The sequence below is a fragment of the Pedobacter sp. GW460-11-11-14-TSB4 genome (assembly GCF_059423705.1).
Map to the genome: position 1 here is coordinate 1 of NZ_JBWKYI010000047.1, position 21112 is coordinate 21112.

General features: G+C 38.6%; 19 protein-coding genes. 9 read left to right on the top strand and 10 right to left on the bottom strand.

What is annotated here, in order from left to right; genetic code table 11:
* Positions 1 to 35: 35 nt before the first annotated feature.
* On the top strand, positions 36 to 506 hold the full coding sequence (locus AC07YT_RS24285) for a hypothetical protein (RefSeq protein ID WP_086545189.1): 471 nt from the start codon (positions 36 to 38) through the stop codon (positions 504 to 506).
* 431 nt (positions 507 to 937) lie between these two features.
* Here AC07YT_RS24285 and AC07YT_RS24290 read toward each other — a convergent pair whose 3' ends face one another.
* The 7 genes from AC07YT_RS24290 to AC07YT_RS24320 all read right to left on the bottom strand — a co-directional run bounded on the left by AC07YT_RS24290 (position 938) and on the right by AC07YT_RS24320 (position 10708).
* Positions 938 to 1456, bottom strand: a complete 519-nt coding sequence (locus tag AC07YT_RS24290; RefSeq protein ID WP_086545188.1) for a DsbA family protein — start codon at positions 1454 to 1456, stop codon at positions 938 to 940.
* Positions 1457 to 1459: 3 nt separating this feature from the next.
* Entirely contained in the window at positions 1460 to 1921 is a 462-nt protein-coding gene (locus tag AC07YT_RS24295; protein ID WP_086545187.1) for a redoxin domain-containing protein, read from the bottom strand.
* 68 nt (positions 1922 to 1989) lie between these two features.
* Positions 1990 to 2907, bottom strand: a complete 918-nt coding sequence (locus tag AC07YT_RS24300) for a DUF58 domain-containing protein (RefSeq protein ID WP_086545186.1) — start codon at positions 2905 to 2907, stop codon at positions 1990 to 1992.
* A 455-nt stretch (positions 2908 to 3362) separates the two neighbouring features.
* Positions 3363 to 4580 carry a PQQ-dependent sugar dehydrogenase gene (locus AC07YT_RS24305; protein WP_494945568.1) on the bottom strand — a complete coding sequence of 406 codons (1218 nt, stop codon included), beginning with the start codon at positions 4578 to 4580 and terminating at the stop codon, positions 3363 to 3365.
* Positions 4581 to 4732: 152 nt separating this feature from the next.
* The gene (trxA, locus tag AC07YT_RS24310) at positions 4733 to 5053 is read right to left on the bottom strand and encodes a thioredoxin (protein ID WP_086545184.1); all 321 of its coding nucleotides are present in this window, start codon (positions 5051 to 5053) and stop codon (positions 4733 to 4735) included.
* 154 nt (positions 5054 to 5207) lie between these two features.
* Positions 5208 to 9641, bottom strand: coding sequence for a DNA polymerase III subunit alpha (dnaE, locus tag AC07YT_RS24315; protein ID WP_086545183.1), 4434 nt, complete (start codon positions 9639 to 9641; stop codon positions 5208 to 5210).
* A gap of 614 nt (positions 9642 to 10255) precedes the next feature.
* Positions 10256 to 10708: a lipocalin family protein gene (locus tag AC07YT_RS24320; RefSeq protein ID WP_086545182.1), complete on the bottom strand. Its 453-nt coding sequence runs from the start codon at positions 10706 to 10708 to the stop codon at positions 10256 to 10258.
* Positions 10709 to 10858: 150 nt separating this feature from the next.
* Here AC07YT_RS24320 and mdh point away from each other — a divergent pair, with 150 nt between their 5' ends.
* From mdh to AC07YT_RS24360, 8 genes are all read left to right on the top strand, one after another.
* Positions 10859 to 11797 (top strand): malate dehydrogenase, encoded by a 939-nt coding sequence (gene mdh, locus AC07YT_RS24325; RefSeq protein ID WP_086545181.1) that lies wholly within the window; start codon positions 10859 to 10861, stop codon positions 11795 to 11797.
* A gap of 172 nt (positions 11798 to 11969) precedes the next feature.
* On the top strand, positions 11970 to 12395 hold the full coding sequence (locus tag AC07YT_RS24330) for an aspartyl protease family protein (protein ID WP_086545180.1): 426 nt from the start codon (positions 11970 to 11972) through the stop codon (positions 12393 to 12395).
* A gap of 9 nt (positions 12396 to 12404) precedes the next feature.
* Positions 12405 to 12800 (top strand): group III truncated hemoglobin, encoded by a 396-nt coding sequence (locus AC07YT_RS24335; protein ID WP_086545179.1) that lies wholly within the window; start codon positions 12405 to 12407, stop codon positions 12798 to 12800.
* A 64-nt stretch (positions 12801 to 12864) separates the two neighbouring features.
* Positions 12865 to 13401 (top strand): SRPBCC family protein, encoded by a 537-nt coding sequence (locus AC07YT_RS24340; RefSeq protein WP_086545178.1) that lies wholly within the window; start codon positions 12865 to 12867, stop codon positions 13399 to 13401.
* 238 nt (positions 13402 to 13639) lie between these two features.
* On the top strand, positions 13640 to 14317 hold the full coding sequence (locus tag AC07YT_RS24345; RefSeq protein WP_086545177.1) for a response regulator transcription factor: 678 nt from the start codon (positions 13640 to 13642) through the stop codon (positions 14315 to 14317).
* Positions 14317 to 15669, top strand: a complete 1353-nt coding sequence (locus AC07YT_RS24350) for a sensor histidine kinase (protein ID WP_086545176.1) — start codon at positions 14317 to 14319, stop codon at positions 15667 to 15669. The genes AC07YT_RS24345 and AC07YT_RS24350 overlap by 1 nt, the downstream gene beginning before the upstream one ends.
* A 201-nt stretch (positions 15670 to 15870) precedes the next feature.
* Positions 15871 to 16368 (top strand): hypothetical protein, encoded by a 498-nt coding sequence (locus tag AC07YT_RS24355; RefSeq protein WP_086545175.1) that lies wholly within the window; start codon positions 15871 to 15873, stop codon positions 16366 to 16368.
* A 24-nt stretch (positions 16369 to 16392) separates the two neighbouring features.
* The gene (locus AC07YT_RS24360) at positions 16393 to 17319 is read left to right on the top strand and encodes a bestrophin family protein (RefSeq protein WP_086545174.1); all 927 of its coding nucleotides are present in this window, start codon (positions 16393 to 16395) and stop codon (positions 17317 to 17319) included.
* A gap of 139 nt (positions 17320 to 17458) precedes the next feature.
* On the opposite strand, the gene AC07YT_RS24365 is transcribed toward AC07YT_RS24360, so the two are convergent.
* From AC07YT_RS24365 to gyrB, 3 genes are all read right to left on the bottom strand, one after another.
* Positions 17459 to 18148 (bottom strand): hypothetical protein, encoded by a 690-nt coding sequence (locus AC07YT_RS24365; protein ID WP_086545173.1) that lies wholly within the window; start codon positions 18146 to 18148, stop codon positions 17459 to 17461.
* On the bottom strand, positions 18149 to 18487 hold the full coding sequence (locus AC07YT_RS24370; protein WP_086545172.1) for a PadR family transcriptional regulator: 339 nt from the start codon (positions 18485 to 18487) through the stop codon (positions 18149 to 18151).
* 142 nt (positions 18488 to 18629) lie between these two features.
* Positions 18630 to 20588, bottom strand: a complete 1959-nt coding sequence (gene gyrB / locus AC07YT_RS24375) for a DNA topoisomerase (ATP-hydrolyzing) subunit B (RefSeq protein WP_086545171.1) — start codon at positions 20586 to 20588, stop codon at positions 18630 to 18632.
* Positions 20589 to 21112 lie beyond the last annotated feature (524 nt).

A 21112-nucleotide genomic window follows, 5' to 3' on the forward strand; every position in this document is an offset into this window, starting at 1 on the left:
TTTAGATACACACAAATATTTAACCTTAAAGAATTATGAAAACAACACTCACACTGGTCTTCCTGCTGGCTGCCACACTCAGCGGCTACGCACAAACAAAGGCCGAAATCGTTAAAACCATCAATCAACTGCTGGCAAAAGCCATCGGCGGAACCGATCACATTTTACGTAAGGGTATTGAAACTACATTTACCATTACAGCAAATTCATTTTCCATTGATGAGGAAATGAATTACGGGGTTTTTACCGTTGGAAAAACCTTTGCCAGTTCAGATCATGCCAAAGAAGAAACCACCAGCAAATCACAATTAACCGCCTGGAAAGGATTCAAAGTTAGTCCGGAACAAACCAGCAACAAAATTAAATCAATCTATCCGGTTTTCGACAAACGTGAAGATGAGCCTGATAACGATAAAAATGGAATTAAATATTATTGTTTAGCAGGTGATGAGGATAAATTGGTAGCGGCATTAGCGCAGCTACAAGAGATGTATTCGAAAAAGTAATGAACCTAATCGTCAGAAAGAGGCTGTATCATATTTGTGATTTCCCTTTCCAATTTGTCACGTTGATTCAGGAAAGTAATGGAAATGCTTTACAAGTCATTTAAACAAACCCTTCGACAGGCTCAGGATGACAATTTTATATTTATGATGCAACCGCTTTTATATTTATTTTCAGTTGTAACATAAGTATTGCAACTGCGATAAGGTGAGGTTTTCTTCACTAAAACTTCATAAATGAAGTGCACCTTTGAAATAACAAAACACGAAGCGATTTCAATTTTGTTAAATTCTAAAAACTCATAATTAGTTTTTTAGTTTTCCGGTTACCCTTATCTGATACCTCATGTATTGCAAAATACATGAGGTTTTTTGTTTTAGAAGAAATCAAGTTTAAATAGCCTGTTGCCAACAAAATTGACTTCTTTGGCAAGTTATTCAGCACTTTCTTTAAGCATCTGGTAAAGGTCTGTTGCACCCCCGTCAAATTTAGTCCCGTTTACGTAAAAAGAAGGCGTTCCATTTACACCACTCCGTACACCACTATCAAAATCATCTTCTATTTTTCGTTTAATCTCTTCTGAAGTGCTGTCTTGCTGAAACAGCTCCAAATCTAAACCAATGGTTTCAGCCAATTCGTCGAACAGCTCACCATCCAGGCGGTATTGATTTTCGTAGAGTGCATCGTGCATTTCCCAAAACTTACCTTGCAAACCTGCCGCTTCTGCAGCAATGGCCCCTGGAAACGCAAATTCATGGGCATTTGCCAAGGGAAAATGCCGGAAGATGAATCTGATCTGATGGCCAAATGTTTCCTCAATTTCCTTCATAATCGGATAGGCATTGCCGCAATAAGGGCATTGATAATCGCCAAACTCCACAATGGTTACACTAGCCGAATCATCGCCCTGGACATGATCTTGATTATTGATTTCAGGTTTTAAAGTACTCATAACTTATTTCTTATCTAATTCCTCTAATGCTTCTAAAATTCCGTCAGCACCAGGATTAACGGCTATTGGCGATAAATAACTCCAGGCAATTTTCCCTTCTTTATCAATCACAAAAAGTGCCCTTTTACTTTCGCCAAGTTCTTCATCATACACACCATAAGCTTTTGACACGGCGCCTTTTGGTTCAAAATCGGCCAATAAGGGGAAATGCAATTTTCTATTTTCTTCGAAAGCGAGGTGGCACCAAACGCTGTCGACAGAAACACCGAAAATCTGGGCATCATACTTATTAAAATATTTTAACATCTCGTTATAAAGTGCCATTTGGTCGCTGCATACCGGGCTCCAGTCGGCAGGATAAAAAGCCAGGATAACGTTTTTACCTTTAAAATCTTGAAGTTTTATTTTCTGATCGGGAGTAGCATTCAATTCGAAATCTGGTGCTATAGCGCCTTTTTCTAACATATTAGGGAGTTTAAAATTTAAATCGTTTTATTAAACAGCACTGAACCGGTGTTGTTTGCATCAAAATTTTAGCCTAATTTCTGCCGTTTGATTAAATAAGACTGAAGGACCGGATAAAAGCCATCATTCATATCGGCATCAATTAAGTCGATTTTATATTGGGCACATTTTAGTGCAATCTGCTGCCGGTAAGTAGAAACCGCCGCAGTATAATTTTCCTTTACCTGATTGGTGTGCACTTTAATCGTTTCGCCGGTTTCCATATCGATAAACTGGTATGGGCGGTTCTCAAAATTGAAATCAACTTCTTTTGATTTATCCACCACGTTAAAAACCACCACTTCGTGTTTGTTAAATTTTAAATGCTGCAGGGCATCAAAAAATTCATCCGTTTTAGCTGTACTGGTCTGCGTATTAAATAAATCGCTAAAAATAATAACCAAAGAGCGTTTATGAATTAATTCGGCAACCTGATGCAAAGCTTCGCTTAAATTTGTCTGCGCATTTACCTTAGGTTTGTGCAGCAGGTCTTCTAATTGTGTAAATAAATATTTCTGGTGTACCGTAGTCGACTTTGCCGGCGAATTCAACAATATTTCATCCGTAAATAAGCTTAAACCAAAGGCATCGCGCTGTTTCTTCAGCAGGTACATTAATGATGCAGTTGCCTGTATGGAGAAAATCAGTTTATTATTTTTGGGTTCGGGGAAGTACATTGATGAGGAAACATCAATCACAAACTGACAACGCAAATTGGTTTCTTCTTCGAAACGTTTACTGTAAAGTTTATCCGTTTTGGCGTATAATTTCCAGTCGATATTTTTAACATTATCGCCATTATTATACTGACGGTGTTCGGCAAATTCGACCGAAAAGCCATGAAACGGACTTTTATGCAGTCCGGTAATAAAACCTTCTACTACTTGCTGTGCAAGCAATTCTAAATTACCATAGCTTGTTTCGTTTTCATAGTTTACAGCCTGCATATGGTAAAGCTAATAAAAGATTTATTAAAAATTCTTAAAAACTTATCAGGTTTGGATGGAAAAAATATATTTTATCGATAAGTATAGTTTGGAAGTTACGTTTCGGTCAAATGGTTAAAAAAAGAGATATCACGTGTCATTTTTTGAAGTGATTTGGAAAGCAACAGCAACATTTAGGTCTGTACAATCCCGCCCCCGCTTCTGCCGATTAAAAAAATCGGCATCTCGCTACGGTCGGGTTTAGGTGGCACCGATTGTGCTGCTAGCCGTGGTGAATAAACCCGATGGTAGTGGCAGCTCCCGATTGAAAATCGGGACTAAAACGGACAGCGGGACTGAAAATGCCATGAAAAGCAGAACCCCACTTTTTCAAAAAACAACGAACAATGAGCTTAAAATAAAAAATCCCGAGCTCCATAAATGAACTCGGGATCTATATTTTATAATTACTTAACTTACTTCTTCGCTATTCTAAACAAGTGGCCATTATCGGTTACTGAATAAAGCGCTCCGTCTTTACCCTCTACCATATCGCGGAAACGTTCGCCTTTGCCTTCCAGCAAACGCTCTTCGCCAACAATTTTATCATCTTTTATTACTAACCGGATAATGTGCGATCCGCCCAAACCACCTACAAATAAATTCCCTTTCCATTCGGCAATGCTGCTGCTGTTGTAAAAAGCAATACAACCTGGCGAAATGCTTGGATTCCAGTAGTAAACGGGTTGCTCCATCCCTTCTTTTTGCTGAATACCGTCGCCCACTTTTTTACCACTATATTCTGTTCCGTAGGTGATGATTGGCCAGCCATAATTTTTGCCCGGTTTAATGATATTTACTTCATCACCTCCTTTTGGTCCAAATTCTGCTTCCCATAAATCTCCGGTTAATGGATTAATAGCCAAACCATCAGGATTGCGTAATCCATAGGCATAAATTTCTGGTTTTGCATCTGCCTTGCCTGCAAACGGGCCGTTGGCCACCGCTTTTCCATCAGTAGTAAGGTGCAGGATTTTACCCAAAGAAGAGTTTAAATATTGTGCCTGGATTCGGATATCACTACCAGAACGTTCACCTGTACTTACAAATAAATTGCCATTTTTATCGAAAACAATTCTCGAACCGTATTGCAGTTTACCGCCATAAGCTGGTGTAGCGCGGTAAATAATGCTTTGGTTTTCAATGGTCGTTTCGTTAGCTGCCAATTTACCTTTTGCAATGGCCAATAAAACGCCTTTATCCTGAGGCTCTGAATAAGCCCAGTAAATCATTCTGTTTTTAGCAAAGTTAGGATCTAAGGTTACATCTAATAAACCACCCTGGCCAGATGGATCTACCTTTGGCAAACCGGTTATCTTTTTACTTAATTTTCCATCTGGCGTAAGAATCACCATGGTACCCTGCTTTTGGGTAATTAGGAAACCTCCGTTTGGAAGAACCGAAATGGCCCATGGATTTTCCAGCTTTTCATTAATAATCTTAATATCAAGAGGGGTTTTCGTCTTTACACCTGCAATTCTGGTCTGCCCGGCAAATGCAGGCTTATAATCTGCTGATGGTTCGTTGGTTTCAACAGGATTCTGCGCCGATACACATGCAACATTTGCACAGTTTAGTGTTATACCTGCCAATAAAATACCTAAAGTTTTATTGTTAAATAAGTTAATAGACATGATTGTTAGTTTTTTATTAAAGAAACAAAATTATGTTTGCAATAAAAAACCCAAATCCATCAAATGAACCTGGGTTTTTGTAATATTATTAGTGAAGTTTTGAAGATTTTGCGTTTACCTTAAACCCTCTACCTTTTACCTTCAACCTTTATTTAAACTAATTGCTTGTTTAATTTTTCTGCTAATACTGATTTTGGAACAGCACCAACTTGTTTGTCTACAACCTGACCATCTTTAAAGTATAATAAAGCTGGGATGTTACGGATACCAAACTGCATTGAAATTTGAGGGTTGTTATCAACGTTTACTTTTCCAACTACCGCTTTACCATCATACTCTTTTGCGATTTCTTCTACTACTGGACCAACCATGCGACAAGGGCCACACCATTCTGCCCAAAAATCTACTAATACGGGTTTATCTGATTTTAATACAAGCTCCTCGAAGTTTGCATCTGTGATTTCTAATGCCATAATTATTTTTTTTATGTTCAAATATATGTATTCAATTGTAATGCCAACCCATCCGCAATGTCAATTTGACATTATTTTGGTAAATGCGGAAAGCGGTGGGCGTATTGCGTTTTGCGTTAGATGGGCTAAACGCTCGGCGCCAAACGCGTATCGCTTAGTTCAGCTTGTAATTTACAACATTAAGCCCGAGTAATTGTTCTAAAAACTTATTGCTTGGATTTATTTTAAGGTTTTTGGAAGGCATATCCAGCATAATCTCCTTTTCCCGATCAAAAATAGCGAAGTTAAGTTGGCAGTTTTGCTGCTCAGAGTTTGCCTTATTGTCTGCTAGTATGGCTTCAATCTCGCGCATCAGCTGATCGTTAACCCGCTCAATCGGCACCTGGATCGTTAAACTTTTAGCTAATTTATCCCTCAGCTCAGACATTAGGTTAATTGCTGTGATTTTAAATTCCCAATCACCGGCTTTACCGAAACGCTCGCCTACCCTACCTCTGATCTGTAAGAAATATCCTTCTGTTAAAAACGATTTAAACTTTAAAAAATCTTCGCCGAACAAGGCCATTTCACTGGCATCGTCGTAATCTTCGAAAACAAAAGTACCAAATGGCTTACCTGTTTTGGTAATCCTTTGCGATGCGGTGACTACAAGTCCACCTACACAAAGCTCACGGTTTTTTAGTTTTTCGAATTCAGCCAATATATCTTCATTGTTATCGCCCATACGCACCTTATTGATGATGCTTAGCTGTTTAACCCCATGGGTACAGAATTTATCGAGTTCGAGTTTATAATTATCCAGAGGGTGACCGGAAAGGAAAATCCCAATCGCATCCTTTTCGTATTTTAACCTGTCCATTAATGCCCATTCAGGCGAAACCGGCAAACTTGGTTCTAAAATCAGATCAGCTTTAGACCCCCCGAACAAGGAAGCTTGTGAGGTACTTTCATTGTTCTGAAAATCGTTGGCATATTTAATAATCTTTTCAATGCCATTCATTTTATCGTTCGGGCCGATATAAAAATACTGTGCCCTATGACCTCCAAATGCATCGAAAGCGCCGCTATAAACAAAACTCTCGTAAGCTTTTTTATTTACAATACGGGTATTGGAACGTTTAGCAAAATCATATACATTACCATAAGGCCCATTTGCTAATCTTTCTTCAATAATACTTTCTACCGCCTTTTCACCCACACCTTTTACTGCCGACATTCCAAAACGAACCTCGCCTTTGGCATTTACCGAGAATTTGAGATCAGATTCGTTCACATCAGGTCCCAATACCGTAACGCTCATCTGGCGACATTCTTCCATAAAGAAGGCTACCTGTTTAATATCACTCATATTGTTCGACAGTACCGCAGCCATATATTCAGCAGGATAATGTGCTTTTAAATAAGCTGTTTGATAGGCAATCCATGCATAACAGGTAGAGTGCGATTTGTTAAAAGCGTAGGATGCAAAAGCTTCCCAATCTTTCCATATTTTTTCTAAAGTTGTGGCATCATGACCTTTTTCGGCCGCTTGTTTCACAAACTTTGGTTTCATTTTATCCAGAACGTCTTTCTGTTTCTTACCCATCGCCTTACGCAGCACGTCGGCCTCACCTTTGGTAAATCCAGCCAGTTTCTGCGATAAAAGCATTACCTGCTCCTGGTAAACGGTAATTCCGTAGGTTTCTTTCAAATACTCTTCGCAGGCATCTAAATCGTACTTAATTTCTTCTTCGCCATTTTTACGGCGAACGAAACTCGGAATGTACTCCATTGGTCCTGGGCGATATAATGCGTTCATCGCAATTAAATCGTCGAAAACCGTTGGTTTCAGCTCCTTCATGTATTTCTGCATACCCGGACTCTCGTACTGGAAAATCCCGATGGTTTCACCCCGCTGGAAAAGCTCGTAGGTTAAAACATCATCGATGGGAAAGTTATCCGGATCGAGATCGATACCAAAGCGTTTTTTAACCAGTTTTACGGTATCTTTAATCAGGGTAAGGGTTTTTAAACCCAAAAAGTCCATTTTTAATAAACCCGCGCTTTCTACAACCGAGTTATCAAATTGGGTAACATATAAATCAGAGTCTTTTGCTGTAGAAACAGGAACGAAATTGGTAATATCGCTTGGCGTAATAATCACCCCGCAGGCATGGATACCGGTATTCCGCAAAGAGCCTTCTAAAATCTGTGCCTGTTGAATGGTTTCGGCACTCAAATCTTTTAAGCCTCCAAGGTTTTTCAATTCAACAACGCGTTCATATTCATCAGGACGCAAAGCTTCTTTTAGTGTTTTCTCATCCAGCGTAAAGATTTTGGCGAGCTTCATGTTCGGAATCAGCTTGGCAATCTTATCTGCTTCAAAAAGCGGCAAATCCAACACCCTTGCTGTATCTCGGATAGAAGATTTGGCGGCCATGGTTCCATAAGTGATAATTTGTGCCACCTGGCTGGAGCCATATTTGCCAATTACATATTCCATTACACGGCCACGGCCCTCATCGTCAAAATCGATATCAATATCGGGCATGGATACACGATCGGGATTTAAGAAACGCTCAAAAAGGAGATCGTACTTAATGGGATCGATATTCGTAATCCACAAACAATAAGCCACTACCGATCCGGCTGCAGAGCCACGGCCAGGGCCTACCGAAACATCCCTGCGACGGGCTTCGGCAATAAAATCCTGTACAATTAAGAAATAACCCGGATAACCGGTTTTCTCAATGGTTTGTAATTCGAAATCTAAACGTTCGGTAACTTCAGGGGTTAATACACCATAACGTTTCTTGGCACCCTCGTAAGTAAGGTGACGTAAAAATTTATTCTCCCCACGTTTTCCACCGTCGGCTTCGTCCTCAGCAACCAAAAACTCTTCAGGAATATCGAATTTAGGTAAGAGTACTTCACGGGCAAGTTTGTAGATTTCGATCTTATCTACAATTTCTTTTATATTGACAATCGCCTCTGGCAAATCGGCAAAAAGCGATTTCATTTCATCGCCAGATTTGAAATAATATTCCTGATTGGGCAAACCATAACGGTAACCACGGCCACGGCCAATTGGTGTGGCCTGTTTTTCGCCATCTTTTACACAAAGCAAAATATCGTGGGCATTCGCATCCTTTTTGTTAATGTAATAGGTATTATTGGTGGCGACCAATTTAACAGCATGTTTACGAGCCAATGCAATCAACGATTCGTTTACACGGTCTTCATCTTCCTGATTGTGACGCATCACCTCCACATAGAAATCATCGCCAAACATGTTTTTCCACCAGATCAGCGCTTCTTCAGCCTGGCTCTCGCCCATGTTTAAAATTTTATTCGAAATCTCCCCGGAAAGGTTACCCGATAAAACAATAATATCATCTTTATACTGTTCAATTACTTCCCTATCAATACGTGGAACGTAATAAAAACCTTTGGTATAAGCGATAGAAGACATTTTAGCTAAATTATGATAGCCTTTTTTATTTTTCGCCAACAGTACCATCTGGTAACCGTTGTCTTTAGCGGTCCGGTCTAAGTGATTATTACAAACAAAAAATTCTACTCCAACAATCGGCGTCATTACCACTTCAGTTGGACGTTCGCCCGCCTCAATTGCGGCAGCATTTTTCGCTTCGGCGGCTTTGTTGTGGTTTAAAACATTGTTTACAAAATGAAAAGCCCCCATCATGTTCGCATGATCGGTCATGGCTACTGCAGGCATTTTTTGTGCTGCCGCAGCTTTTACCAGATCGGGGATACTGATGGTACTTTGCAGTACCGAAAACTGGGTATGGTTATGTAAATGTACAAAAGTTGCTGCTGCCAGTTCCTGTTTGTTCCCGGCAAGTTCCTGCTTCGAAATTCCGCCGCCTTCGGCTTTTTGTAAACGTTTGCGGATTTCATCAGAAGCTGCCTTTAAATTGATGTGTTTTAATCCAACACCTTCAATGGTAGCTGGGTTTACCTCTCTAAAACGAGGGAAATATTCTACATCAACCTGTAATTCTTCTTTTTTAAAAACCTCTCTTTTTACCAATTCCAGGAAACAACGTGTAGTTGCTTCCACATCGGCAGTTGCATTGTGGGCTTCGTTAAATGGAACGCCAAACAAATAAGAATGTAACTCGGTTAAGGTTGGCAGTTTAAACCTTCCACCCCTACCTCCTGGTAATTGTAAAAGCTGTGCGGTAACCTCAGTACAGGTATCCAAAACGGGCATCTCTGCCAAACGGTTGGCTACACCAAAACGGTGGAACTCACAGCCCATAATGTTCACATCGAAGCCCACATTCTGGCCTACAATAAATTTGGCCTTGTTTAAAACTTCGTTAAACTTCGCCAGCATCTCGTCGAAACCAATACCCTGTTCGGTAGCCAGTTCGGTAGAAATACCATGAATCCGCTCTGCATCGTACGGAATATTAAATCCCTCTGGTTTAACCAGATAATCCTGATGCTCAACCAATCTCCCCATCTCATCGTGCAGTTGCCATGCAATTTGTATACAACGTGGCCAGTTATCCGTATCGGTAATGGGTGCGTTATAATTACGAGGCAAACCAGTGGTTTCAGTATCAAAAATTAAATACATATTGTGCTTAAAGAATTAACCGTTTCAGAATAATAACGGTTCTTCAAAAATAGGAATTTTGGCAGGTGCTTTTGTCAGATTTTATCAACAAAATATGGTGGAAAATAAGAAAATATATTCCGTCCTAATCGGCACTGCGATTGCTTTCCCAATCAGAAAAAAAGGCATAATAACTTCAAAAGTTTTTTTTTGGGAAATGTGGGGTTCGGTTTTTCATCGCTCTTTTCAGTCCCGCCCCCGCTTCTGCTGATGAAAAATCAGCATACCGCTACGGTCGGGTTTAGGTTGGGCAGTCTGTGCTCCTATCCACAGTAAATAAACCCGATAGGAGCGAACATCCCGATTTTTTCTATCGGGATAAAGCGTATAGCGGGACTGTAATAACCCACATTTCACTGTAACTGCTTTCCAAACCGGTTTTATAATTGAGCGATGGGATTCTTGACTAAGCTATCATTAACAGAATCCAATAGAAAGCTCTTTATTGCAAGGAGAAACGAAAAGCCTTCCTCGCAATTACGATATCTTGCAGACTGCCATTTGCCAAAAAAAAAATCTGTCATTCCTATTGATTTTTACACCATAAATTACCCCCTCAGAATGACAGGAAATTTTTAAAAATGCTCCTGACTCACCAACTCACTTACGTCATACCCCTTCTGCCTGCACCTTTCGATGATGTGCACCAATAAATCGGCCTCCATCTTGGGTTCGCGTGCCATAATAAACAGGTACTTTTCATCGGGATGACCTACAACCACATAACTATAATCGTCAGCCAGTTCGATAATCCAGTAACCGATTTTAAAAGGCCATAAAAATTGTGCCTTCATATCACCATCATGCTTTTCTTCATCGAAAAACAGTTTGGAAGTGATCGACTTTTCTTCAGGTTTTCCTTCTTTGTGATAAGTAGTATAAACATCAAAATGATCGTTGTCGGCCAGCGTGTAGGTTTCGGTAGTTTGTTTCCAATGTTTATCCAATAATGTTGGGATGGAATATAATGAATACCATTTACCTTCAAAGGCTTTATAATCGATATTTGAAATGGGTTTGTTTTCCATAATTGGCCTTTACTTTTATGCTTCTGCTTTTGAACTTATTAAGTAAACCATCATCAAATTATAAAGTTTTGAAAAGGATTTTTAAACCTTATATTTATTTCTACCTTCGATTAAATATTTAACGATACGCAAACCATTAAAATAAAATATATGAAAGTAACGGTTGTTGGCGCAGGCGCAGTTGGTGCCACTTGTGCAGATAATATTGCCCGCAAAGAATTGGCGAACGAACTTGTCCTGTTAGATATTAAAGAGGGTTTTGCCGAAGGCAAGGCAATCGACATGATGCAAACTGCAACCCTTTTGGGTTTCGACACCAAAATTACCGGTGTAACAGGCGATTACAGCAAAACTGCTGGTTCTGATGTCGTGGTAATTACTTCAGGCTTGCCCCGTAAACCAGGGATGACCAGAGAAGAACTCATAGGTATTAATGCTGGTATTGTTAAAGGTGTTGCCGAAAATATTTTAAAATTCTCTCCTGAAGCCATTTTCATCGTGATTAGTAATCCGATGGATACGATGACCTATTTAGCTTTAAAATCATTAGGTCTGCCTAAAAACCGCATTATCGGCATGGGTGGAACCTTAGATAGCTCCCGTTTCAAATTTTATTTATCGCAAGCTTTAAATTGCAATCCAAACGATTTACAGGGCTTTGTGATTGGAGGCCATGGCGATACCACGATGATTCCTTTAACCCGTTTAGCTACGTACCAAAGTTTACCAGTAAGTAATTTACTGGATAAAGCTACGCTGGATAAAGTTGCAGCAGATACGATGGTTGGTGGTGCTACTTTAACAGGTTTAATTGGCACTTCTGCCTGGTACGCACCAGGTGCTGCAGGTGCTGCACTGGTTGAAGCGATTTTACGTGATGAGAAAAAATTATTTACCTGCTGTGTTTCCCTCGAAGGAGAATACGGACAGGAAGATATCTGTTTAGGTGTACCGGTAATTATTGGCCGTAATGGATGGGAAAAAATCATCGATTTTAAATTAACCGATGATGAGCAGGCTGCATTTAACAAAAGTGCCGATGCGGTAAGGAATATGAACAGTGTACTGGCAGAAATGAAGTTGGTTTAACACCAACATACTTTATTTTTTGCCACAGAAAGATAAAAGATTTTTTTGCCACGTAAACACAGAAGCACGGAATAGATTTATCATCCGTGTATTTTTGTAATCCGGGGCTTTTTTTCACTTAAATAAATTGTCATCCTGAGTTTAATCGAAGGACAGTAGACAGCAATAAATAATGAGATCAATTTCAATCCCACTAAAACTGATCAACTTACAAGATGACGGCTTCCACCTTTTGGTGGAAGTTGTTGTTTTTAAGGAAAAACATTTTGCAGTTTTAGATACTGGTGCCTCACGTAGTGTATTCGATAAATCGTTAATTGAGCAACACCTCTCTGAAACCCTACAGGTATCAGACGAAATTAATGCAGCTACCCTTTTTACCACCACCACTACCATCCAGGCAACGATCCCTGAACTAAAAATCGGACCGTTAAAGCTCAAAAACTACGAAACAGTGGCTTTTGATCTGCAATCGGTTAGCGAAACGTATCAACAGTTTGGCCACCCACCTATTATAAGTATTATTGGCGGAGATATATTAATGCAATATAAAGCCGTTATTGATTACAGGAAAATGATCCTCAGGCTTTATAAATAATACAAGGTAATGAAGAACGACATCAGTGACAGGAATGATATTATGCTTTTAGTGGATACGTTTTATAAAAATGTAGCCCTTAACAAACATATTGGGCCAATATTTACCGATGTTGCCAAAGTAGACTGGTCGCACCACCTACCAAAAATGTACGATTTCTGGGAAAGCATTCTCTTTGGAAAGGCCACTTATAAAGGTAATCCTATGCTTACCCATTTTACACTAAATGAGCAAACACCACTACAAACTGAAGCCTTCGAAACCTGGAAAAATCTATTCTTCCAAACCGTTAATGATCTTTTTGCGGGAGCTAATGCAGATCTGATCAAACAAAAAGCACAATCTATTGCCGATTTAATGCATTTCAAAATCAATGCACCGCAACCGAAGATTAAAATTGTTTAAGTTTTTTTACTTTGATTTCAACTGCTTTCTTTATAAATTTAGTTAACCAAACTAAAATCAAATTATGAAATTCCTAAAAATCTTACTTGGCATTATTGTCGTATTGGCAATAATCATTATTGTAGGTGGCTTTTTCTTGCCTAAAAGTTATACCGTTACCAGGTCTACAGTAATCAATGCTCCAGACAGTGTGATTTACAAAAACGTGGCGGACTTTAAAGAATTCTACAAATGGAATCCATGGGCAAAAATGGAGCCTACAGCTAAAACGACCTATGGTGGGGTTGCTGGCGAACCTGGGCATATCTACGAATGGAAAGGTAAGGAAACAGGAAGTGGCTACATGAAAATAAAAAGTGTAGCACCTAACAAACAGGTAGATATTGAATTAAAATTTATCGAACCTTTTGAAAGTTTAGCAGACACCAAATTCGACATTCAACCTGAGGGAAGCAGCAATAAGGTAACCTGGACAATGAGTGGAGAAAATAACCTGATCAGTAAGTGGATGTGTGTGTTTGTGAGTATGGATAAAATGATCGGCAAGGATTTTGAAGATGGGCTAAAATTTCTGAAAGAAAAATCAGAAAAGGGAGTTTAATCGATCCGAGCACAACTATTTGCCACGGAGCCACGGAAAGCACGGAGTATTGTCATTGTGAACATAGTCTAAGACTAGTTAAAATTATTTACAGCCTCTCGCTTGGGAGGCTTTTTTTTGCCATAATTTGTAGTAATCCAAACAATTGTGTCGGCTTTACGTTAAAAAAACATTAAAAACCGACTAAGCAGCAATTAAGATTTTGTAATTCCCTATTTTTTAGATTACTTGCCAGCAAATGAATTTATTACTTGTAGAAGATGAACCGAGCGTTGTATCTGTAATTTCGAGAGGTTTAAGCGACGAAGGCTTTACGGTGAGTATAGCTCCTGATGGCTTAATCGGGAAGCAGATGGCTTTAGAAAATCAGTTCGACCTGATTATTCTCGATATCATGCTACCTGGAATAAATGGACTGGAGCTCTGCAAAATCATTAAAGAACAAAAACCAAATACACCTATTATTATGCTTACCGCATTAGGTACTACCGAAAATGTGGTAAACGGACTGGATAATGGTGCAGATGATTATTTAATCAAGCCATTTAAATTTGCTGAGCTTTTTGCAAGGATCAGAATGCTGCTGAGGCGATATCATGGGGTAGTTTCACAAGATCAGATCATTTCCATTGCAGATCTCCAGCTAAATTTAAGCGCGAAAACGGTCAAGCGCAATCAACAGGAAATTGTACTGACTGCAACAGAATATCGCTTACTCGAATACATGGCAAAAAATAAATCTAAAATTTTATCCCGGATAGATATTTTAGAAAACGTTTGGGATATCGATTTTAACCTCGGCACCAATGTGGTTGATGTTTATGTTAATTATCTTCGCAAAAAAATAGATAAAAACGCCGATCAAAAGCTTATCCATACCGCAGTAGGCCTGGGCTATATATTAAAAGATAAATAATGCAGATTGCCAAAAAAATCACTTTACTTTTCGCCATTTTATCGGCAATTATTATCTCCCTGTTAAGTGGTTTTGTCTGGTATTTTTCTAACGACTTTGCCTTTGAAGATTTTTATAAACGTTTAGAAGCCAGGGTTAATATTGCTGCGCAGATTAAATTGTACGAAGACGAGAACAATAAGGTGTATGCTAAAATGCGTAATCAATACCTTGAACGTCTGCCTTCAGAAAAAGAGTACATCATAGAAGCTGGAAAACCAACTAATAAACTGGACCGAGAGTTACCAGCTAGTTTTTACAACCGCATAAATGCCGGATATGTAGCACGTTATCGTGTGGAGAATCACTTTTATGCTGGCAAATTCTTTAAAAACCCAAGTAAAGGATATATCGTAATTGTTTCGGCAAACGACCCCTTTGGCTTTCGGGAGCTAAAAGACCTGCAACGAATCTTGATTATCGGTTTTTTCCTTTCTGTTATTTTATCTTTTGTGGTTGGCTGGAAATTTTCTAATTACATGTTAATGCCGTTAAGAAATGTAATTAAGAGTGTTAAAAAAATAAAAGCAGAAAATCTACACCTGAGATTAGATGTTAAAGAAGGGAATGATGAAATGTCGCAATTGGCCCAAACCTTTAACAACATGCTTAACCGTTTGGAAACAGCTTTCGAAACGCAGAATAACTTTATCAGCAATGCTTCACACGAATTAAGAACACCTTTAACCATTATTAGCGGGGAGGTTGAACTGGCGATGAAAACCATCGAAGATACCGCAAAACAGGAAAAAGCTTTAGCGAAAATTAAAGATGAGGCAGAAAGATTAGAACATATCTTAACCAGTTTACTGGGCCTGGCACAATCGGGCTTTAATGGGAAAAACCAACCCTGGGAAGAGGTACGGATGGACGAACTGTTATGGGAAATTAAAGAATCGGTTAACCAGGTACACCCCAACAGTAAAATAGAAATCGATTTTACCAAACTCCCTGACGATGAAGAATTACTAACACTTCGGGTCAACAAAAACCTGATCAAACTTGCCATCAGCAATATTGTAAACAATGCCTGTAAATACTCAAATGAAAATCTGGTAAACATTAGTATCGAAAGTAATGCCAATATGCTTTCGATTGCTGTAACAGACAGAGGGATTGGAATACCGCAGTCAGATATCCAGCATATATTCGAACCCTTTTACCGTGCATCTAACACCAACGATTTTAAGGGCTACGGCGTTGGCTTACCACTTTCTTTAAATATTATCCGTTTACACAGAGGTAGTATCGCTATTAAATCGCAGGAAGGCATTGGCTCAGAGATTAAGGTTTTATTACCTGTAACAGGTTAATTGTTTAAACCGTTTACCTGGTTAACTGTAATTAAACGAGAGGTACAATTAACCGCTTAACCAATTTATACAGTTAACCATTGATTATTCAAAAAAGGAGTACACTCTAATCTCATTCTAATCTCGCTCTTATTTCGCTATAATAACATCAGGCTAAACTTGTATAAATAATTTTTCAATTCATTTAAACAAGATATAGCGATGAAAACAGTATTAGTACCAACCGACTTTAAATTAGAAAGCGTTAAAATTATTGATGCGCTTGTTCAACATCAAAAAAACGAAAGCGTAAACATCATTTTTGTTCACGCCTTTAAACTATCCGATTCGATAACTGATATGTTAATGTTGAGTCGCCGCAGCCGTGATTACGAAAATGTTAGCGACGAATTTTATCAGCAGATCAATCAGGCCAAGGCAAAATACCCTACACAGATCAATACTATCGGGATCGAATATTTTTATGGAAGTACGGTAGCGGCTTTCAAAAACTTTATCGAAGCCTTTGATGTAGAACGTATTGCCTACTTAAAAGAATACAATTTTACGCCGATCAATAAATATAGTATCGACCCTAAAATATTAACAGAACGTGCCGGCTGTGAAGTAATTCAATTAAACACGTTGACCGTTCATGCAAGCGAAAACTTAATTGACACAAAAATACACGAAACACAGTTGCAAGAAGCAAACGCTTAATTATCACATTTTAAAATTTATATTATGCTGTTACGAAATAATATTCCGCTCACTTATATATTCGGAAAGATCAAAAAAGAACTCCTGTTTGTTATTGGCTACTCTATAGGTATTGTGGTATTATATGAAAACTTTCATGTTACACGCATTTCCATTCCTGTTGCTGTACCCGCTTTACTAGGCACAATCATTTCGCTGCTATTGGCATTTCGGTCTAACCAGGCTTACGATAGGTGGTGGGAGGCCAGAATTCTTTGGGGAGCTATCGTTAACGATTCCAGAACGCTATCACGTCAGATATTGTCTTTCGTCGAAAATCCTTATGGTTTAGATGAGGTTGAGCAATTTAAAGAACGTTTCATCAAAAGGCAAATTGCCTGGTGTTATGCTTTAAGTAAATCGTTAAGGGGTTTTAATGCACGCAAAGATTTGGAAGAATACCTGTGCGCCGAGGAAATCGCTTTTATTAAAAAACGTAAAAATGTAACGACAACGATATTGGAGTTACATGCCATGGACTTAAAAAAGGCATTACAGGAAGGCTGGATTAATAAATACCAGCAGATAGAAATCGACAAAACCATTACGGCTTTATGTAACCATATGGGCGGATCGGAAAGAATAAAAAATACCGTTTTCCCGGTTACTTATAGCAAATACATCAATATGTCGATCCATTTGTTCATCGTATTACTGCCTTTTGGCTTAATTGAATATTTTGGCTACATGGAAGTGCCTCTAGTCGTTGCTATTGCGGCATTCTTTTTATTGGTAGAAAAAATGGCGGTTCATCTTCAGGATCCATTCGAAAATAAACCTACAGACACACCAACGACAACTATCTGTAGAAATATTGAACGCGATCTTTGCCAGATGCTGGATGATAATAAAATATACGAGGACAAACCTCAAACCGAATTGGCACCTGTTGGATCGTATTACATTCTGTAATCAATCCTTGCCTAAAAATAATCTCATCATTGAGATGGTTAGTTAATTAAAATGTATCTGTACTGGATAGTCCAGATCATTTTGAAAGGTTTATAGTGATACAAAGCCATTCGTAAACGGAATGGCTTTGTTTTTATAATTAACTGTATAACAATTTGTATTTCTCCATTAATGACTTAGTTTCCCTTATACCTGCCCTTGCTGTTCTAATAGCAGCATTAAAATAGAGTACAAATAAAATGATAGAAAGTGACACCACTAATTGCTGTACATTAATAGAAAAAATAGTGAGTTCAGACGGTGTGTTATTCACGATAAGATTCGTAAAAATCAAATCAGCTCCTAACAGACTAAGGAAAGAATTTCCAGACTTAAAAGACAGATATTTTTTATAACCAGAAACCTGAATGTTAATGTAGGAAAATATCAAAACTCCAAACACTAAAAGCATCGCCAGAACAAAAAACATATAAAAGTTGTCTTTTGTAAGTAACCCTTCCATTTTGTAAATACCAAATATGGAGAAACACAGCAGTAGCACATATTTATATCCGAAAGCTGAGCAGAAAATCCTCCAAAACAGGCGGCTATATTTTGCACGGATTGAATTGGCTATCCCATTGGCAACGGCACTGAATCCCATTACACCAAATGACTGATGTGTTTCACTTACCGCAGCATCAAAACTAAGCAATGGATTTTCGTCCATTTTATCTTCTACTGATGAGGCTACATGATCCAAAATTTCCATTTGTACATCAACATCTTTAAAGCCTCTCTGTGCGATAAGCGCTTTAATTTGATGCAGTTGTTCTTTACTGAGATTCATTTAAAACGAAGGTTTTAAGTTTAACAATAACTGTAGCTGGGCAATAAAATCTTTTGCTTCCTGTAATTTATTTACCACCTCTTTTTCTCCATCTTTAGATAAGGAATAATATTTCCTTACCCTGTTTTCAACCACTTCTGTAGTTGTTTCCAATAAACCTTCTGCTTCCAGTTTATGTAAAGCCGGGTATAAAGCCCCCTCTTTTAACAATAATTCGCCCTGCGTGATGGATTTTACTTTTTGAGTAATTTCATAACCATACATCTTTTCATTTTCTGATAAAAGATTTAAAATAATGGTTTGTAAAGTACCTTTAAATAATTCATTATTAACTGCCATATCGCAAACATATAAATTTTTACATACATAAGAAAATTATGTATATAAATTTTAAAGTTAATATGATAAAAAACAAAAAACCCTCTTCAAGATTTAAATGAAGAGGGTTCGTATTTTAAAGTCCCCTTAAGGGGATTAAGGATTAAGCATCAATTTTTGCATACTTTGCATTACGCTCAATAAACTCTCTACGTGGCGCAACTTCATCGCCCATTAACATCGAGAAAGTATGATCGCATTCTGCTGCACTTTCGATTGTAGCCTGTAATAAGGTACGCGTAGCAGGATTCAGTGTAGTATCCCAAAGTTGTTCAGCGTTCATCTCACCCAAACCTTTGTAACGCTGGATGTGTACGCTATCTTCTTTACCATTACCTTTAATACGTTGTACAGCTGCATCGCGTTGTACATCATTCCAGCAATATTCGAAATCTTTACCTTTTTTAACCTGGTAAAGCGGTGGTGATGCAATATAAACATAACCGGCTTCGATTAATGCCCTCATATAACGATAGAAGAACGTTAAAATCAAAGTGGTAATGTGAGAACCATCAATATCCGCATCCGTCATAATTACGATCTTGTGATAGCGTAATTTAGTCAGGTTTAATGCTTTATCGTCTTCTGGCGTACCGATACTCACACCGATAGCCGTAAACATATTTTTGATCTCGTCGTTCTCGTAGATTTTGTGCTCCATCGCTTTTTCCACGTTCAAGATTTTACCTTTTAGTGGTAAAATGGCCTGAATGTTTCTATCGCGACCTTGTTTAGCGGTACCACCCGCCGAGTCACCCTCTACCAGATAAATTTCACATCTTTCCGGATCGCTATCTGAGCAATCGGCTAATTTACCTGGCAAACCAGATCCGCCCATTACACTCTTACGCTGCACCATTTCGCGTGCCTTACGCGCCGCTGCACGTGCTGTAGCCGCTAAAATTACCTTGTTGATGATCATTTTAGCTTCTTTCGGATTTTCTTCCAGATAGTATCCCAATGCTTCACCAACCGCAACATCAACCGCTCCCATTACCTCACTGTTACCCAGTTTGGTTTTGGTTTGTCCCTCAAACTGAGGCTCCTGAACCTTTACCGAAACTACTGCGGTTAAACCTTCTCTAAAGTCATCACCGGTAATTTCCATCTTCAGATTTTTTAATAAACCCGATTTATCGGCATAAGCTTTTAAAGTACGGGTTAAACCTCTGCGGAAACCTGCAATGTGTGTTCCACCCTCGTGGGTATTAATGTTATTCACATAAGAGTGAACATTTTCTGAATAACTATCGTTGTACTGAAAAGCCAGCTCAACCGGGATGCCGTTCTTAATTCCTTCGATATAAATCGGTTCAGGTAAGAAAGATGCTCTTGTTCCATCTAAAAAGGCAACAAATTCTTTCAAACCACCTTCTGAGTGGAATACTTCTGATAAGAATTTCCCGTCTTCTAAAACTTCACGCTCATCAGTTAACGTTAAAGTAATTCCTTTATTCAGGAAAGCCAACTCACGTAAACGACCTGCTAAAGTATCGTATTTATATTCAGTGGTTTGCGTAAAAATGGTCGCATCCGGACTAAAAGTTACAATGGTACCGCGTTTATCGGTCTCACCTACTTCTTTAACATCGTATAAAGGTTTACCGATGTTATATTCCTGCATCCAGATTTTACCTTCGCGGTGAACTTCTGCTTTTAAATGTGTAGATAAGGCGTTAACGCAACTTACCCCCACACCGTGCAAACCGCCCGATACTTTGTAGGTATCTTTATCAAATTTACCACCCGCGTGTAAAACCGTCATTACGATTTCAAGCGCCGATTTATTCTCTTTTGTATTAATTCCGGTTGGAATACCCCGACCGTTATCTTCAACCCTGATGGAGTTACCTTCTAAAATTCTAACATCGATTGTATCTGCATGACCAGCTAATGCTTCATCAATTGAGTTATCTACAACCTCGTAAACCAAATGGTGTAAACCTTTTACACCCGTATCACCTATATACATTGAAGGGCGCTTACGCACCGCTTCTAAACCTTCTAAAACCTGTATATTATCTGCCGAATAATTTGACTTTAAATCCTGTTCTTCGCTCATATTTTAATTAAAAACAATAAGTATCAAAAATACGGAAATTTTGGCATTTAACCCAATATGTGGATAAGTTTTAGGCTGTGAAAAAGCGATAAAGCTTTCTAACTAAACACTTAAGCATAAAGCCTGTTAAGGATAATTAAAATGTTTTTTTTTGAAAATTAAATCGCGTATTCCAAAAAGGGCTGATCTCTCATTTTTTATGTCTCAACTTTACATCTTCTGCCAAACGTTCCTACGGAACGAAAACGCCAATTGTACGATTGGCTACCGATGAAGCGTTCCTTCGGAACGGTTTGTGAACTAGAATTTTACCCTTTTTCGTTCCGTAAGAACGCCTGATGGGTAGAAAAAAAAATGAAATGTTTTTTCGTTCCGTAGGAATGTTTGGATTGTGAAATTTGCTATTGCCACCCTGCAGCCCCAAATAGCCATGCTGGCCGCGCCACTTAAACCCGTATTCTATGGTTTATGCAAATAAAAAGTTTTTTTTCTGAGAAGCATTACTTTAGATTTATGCAGCAGGC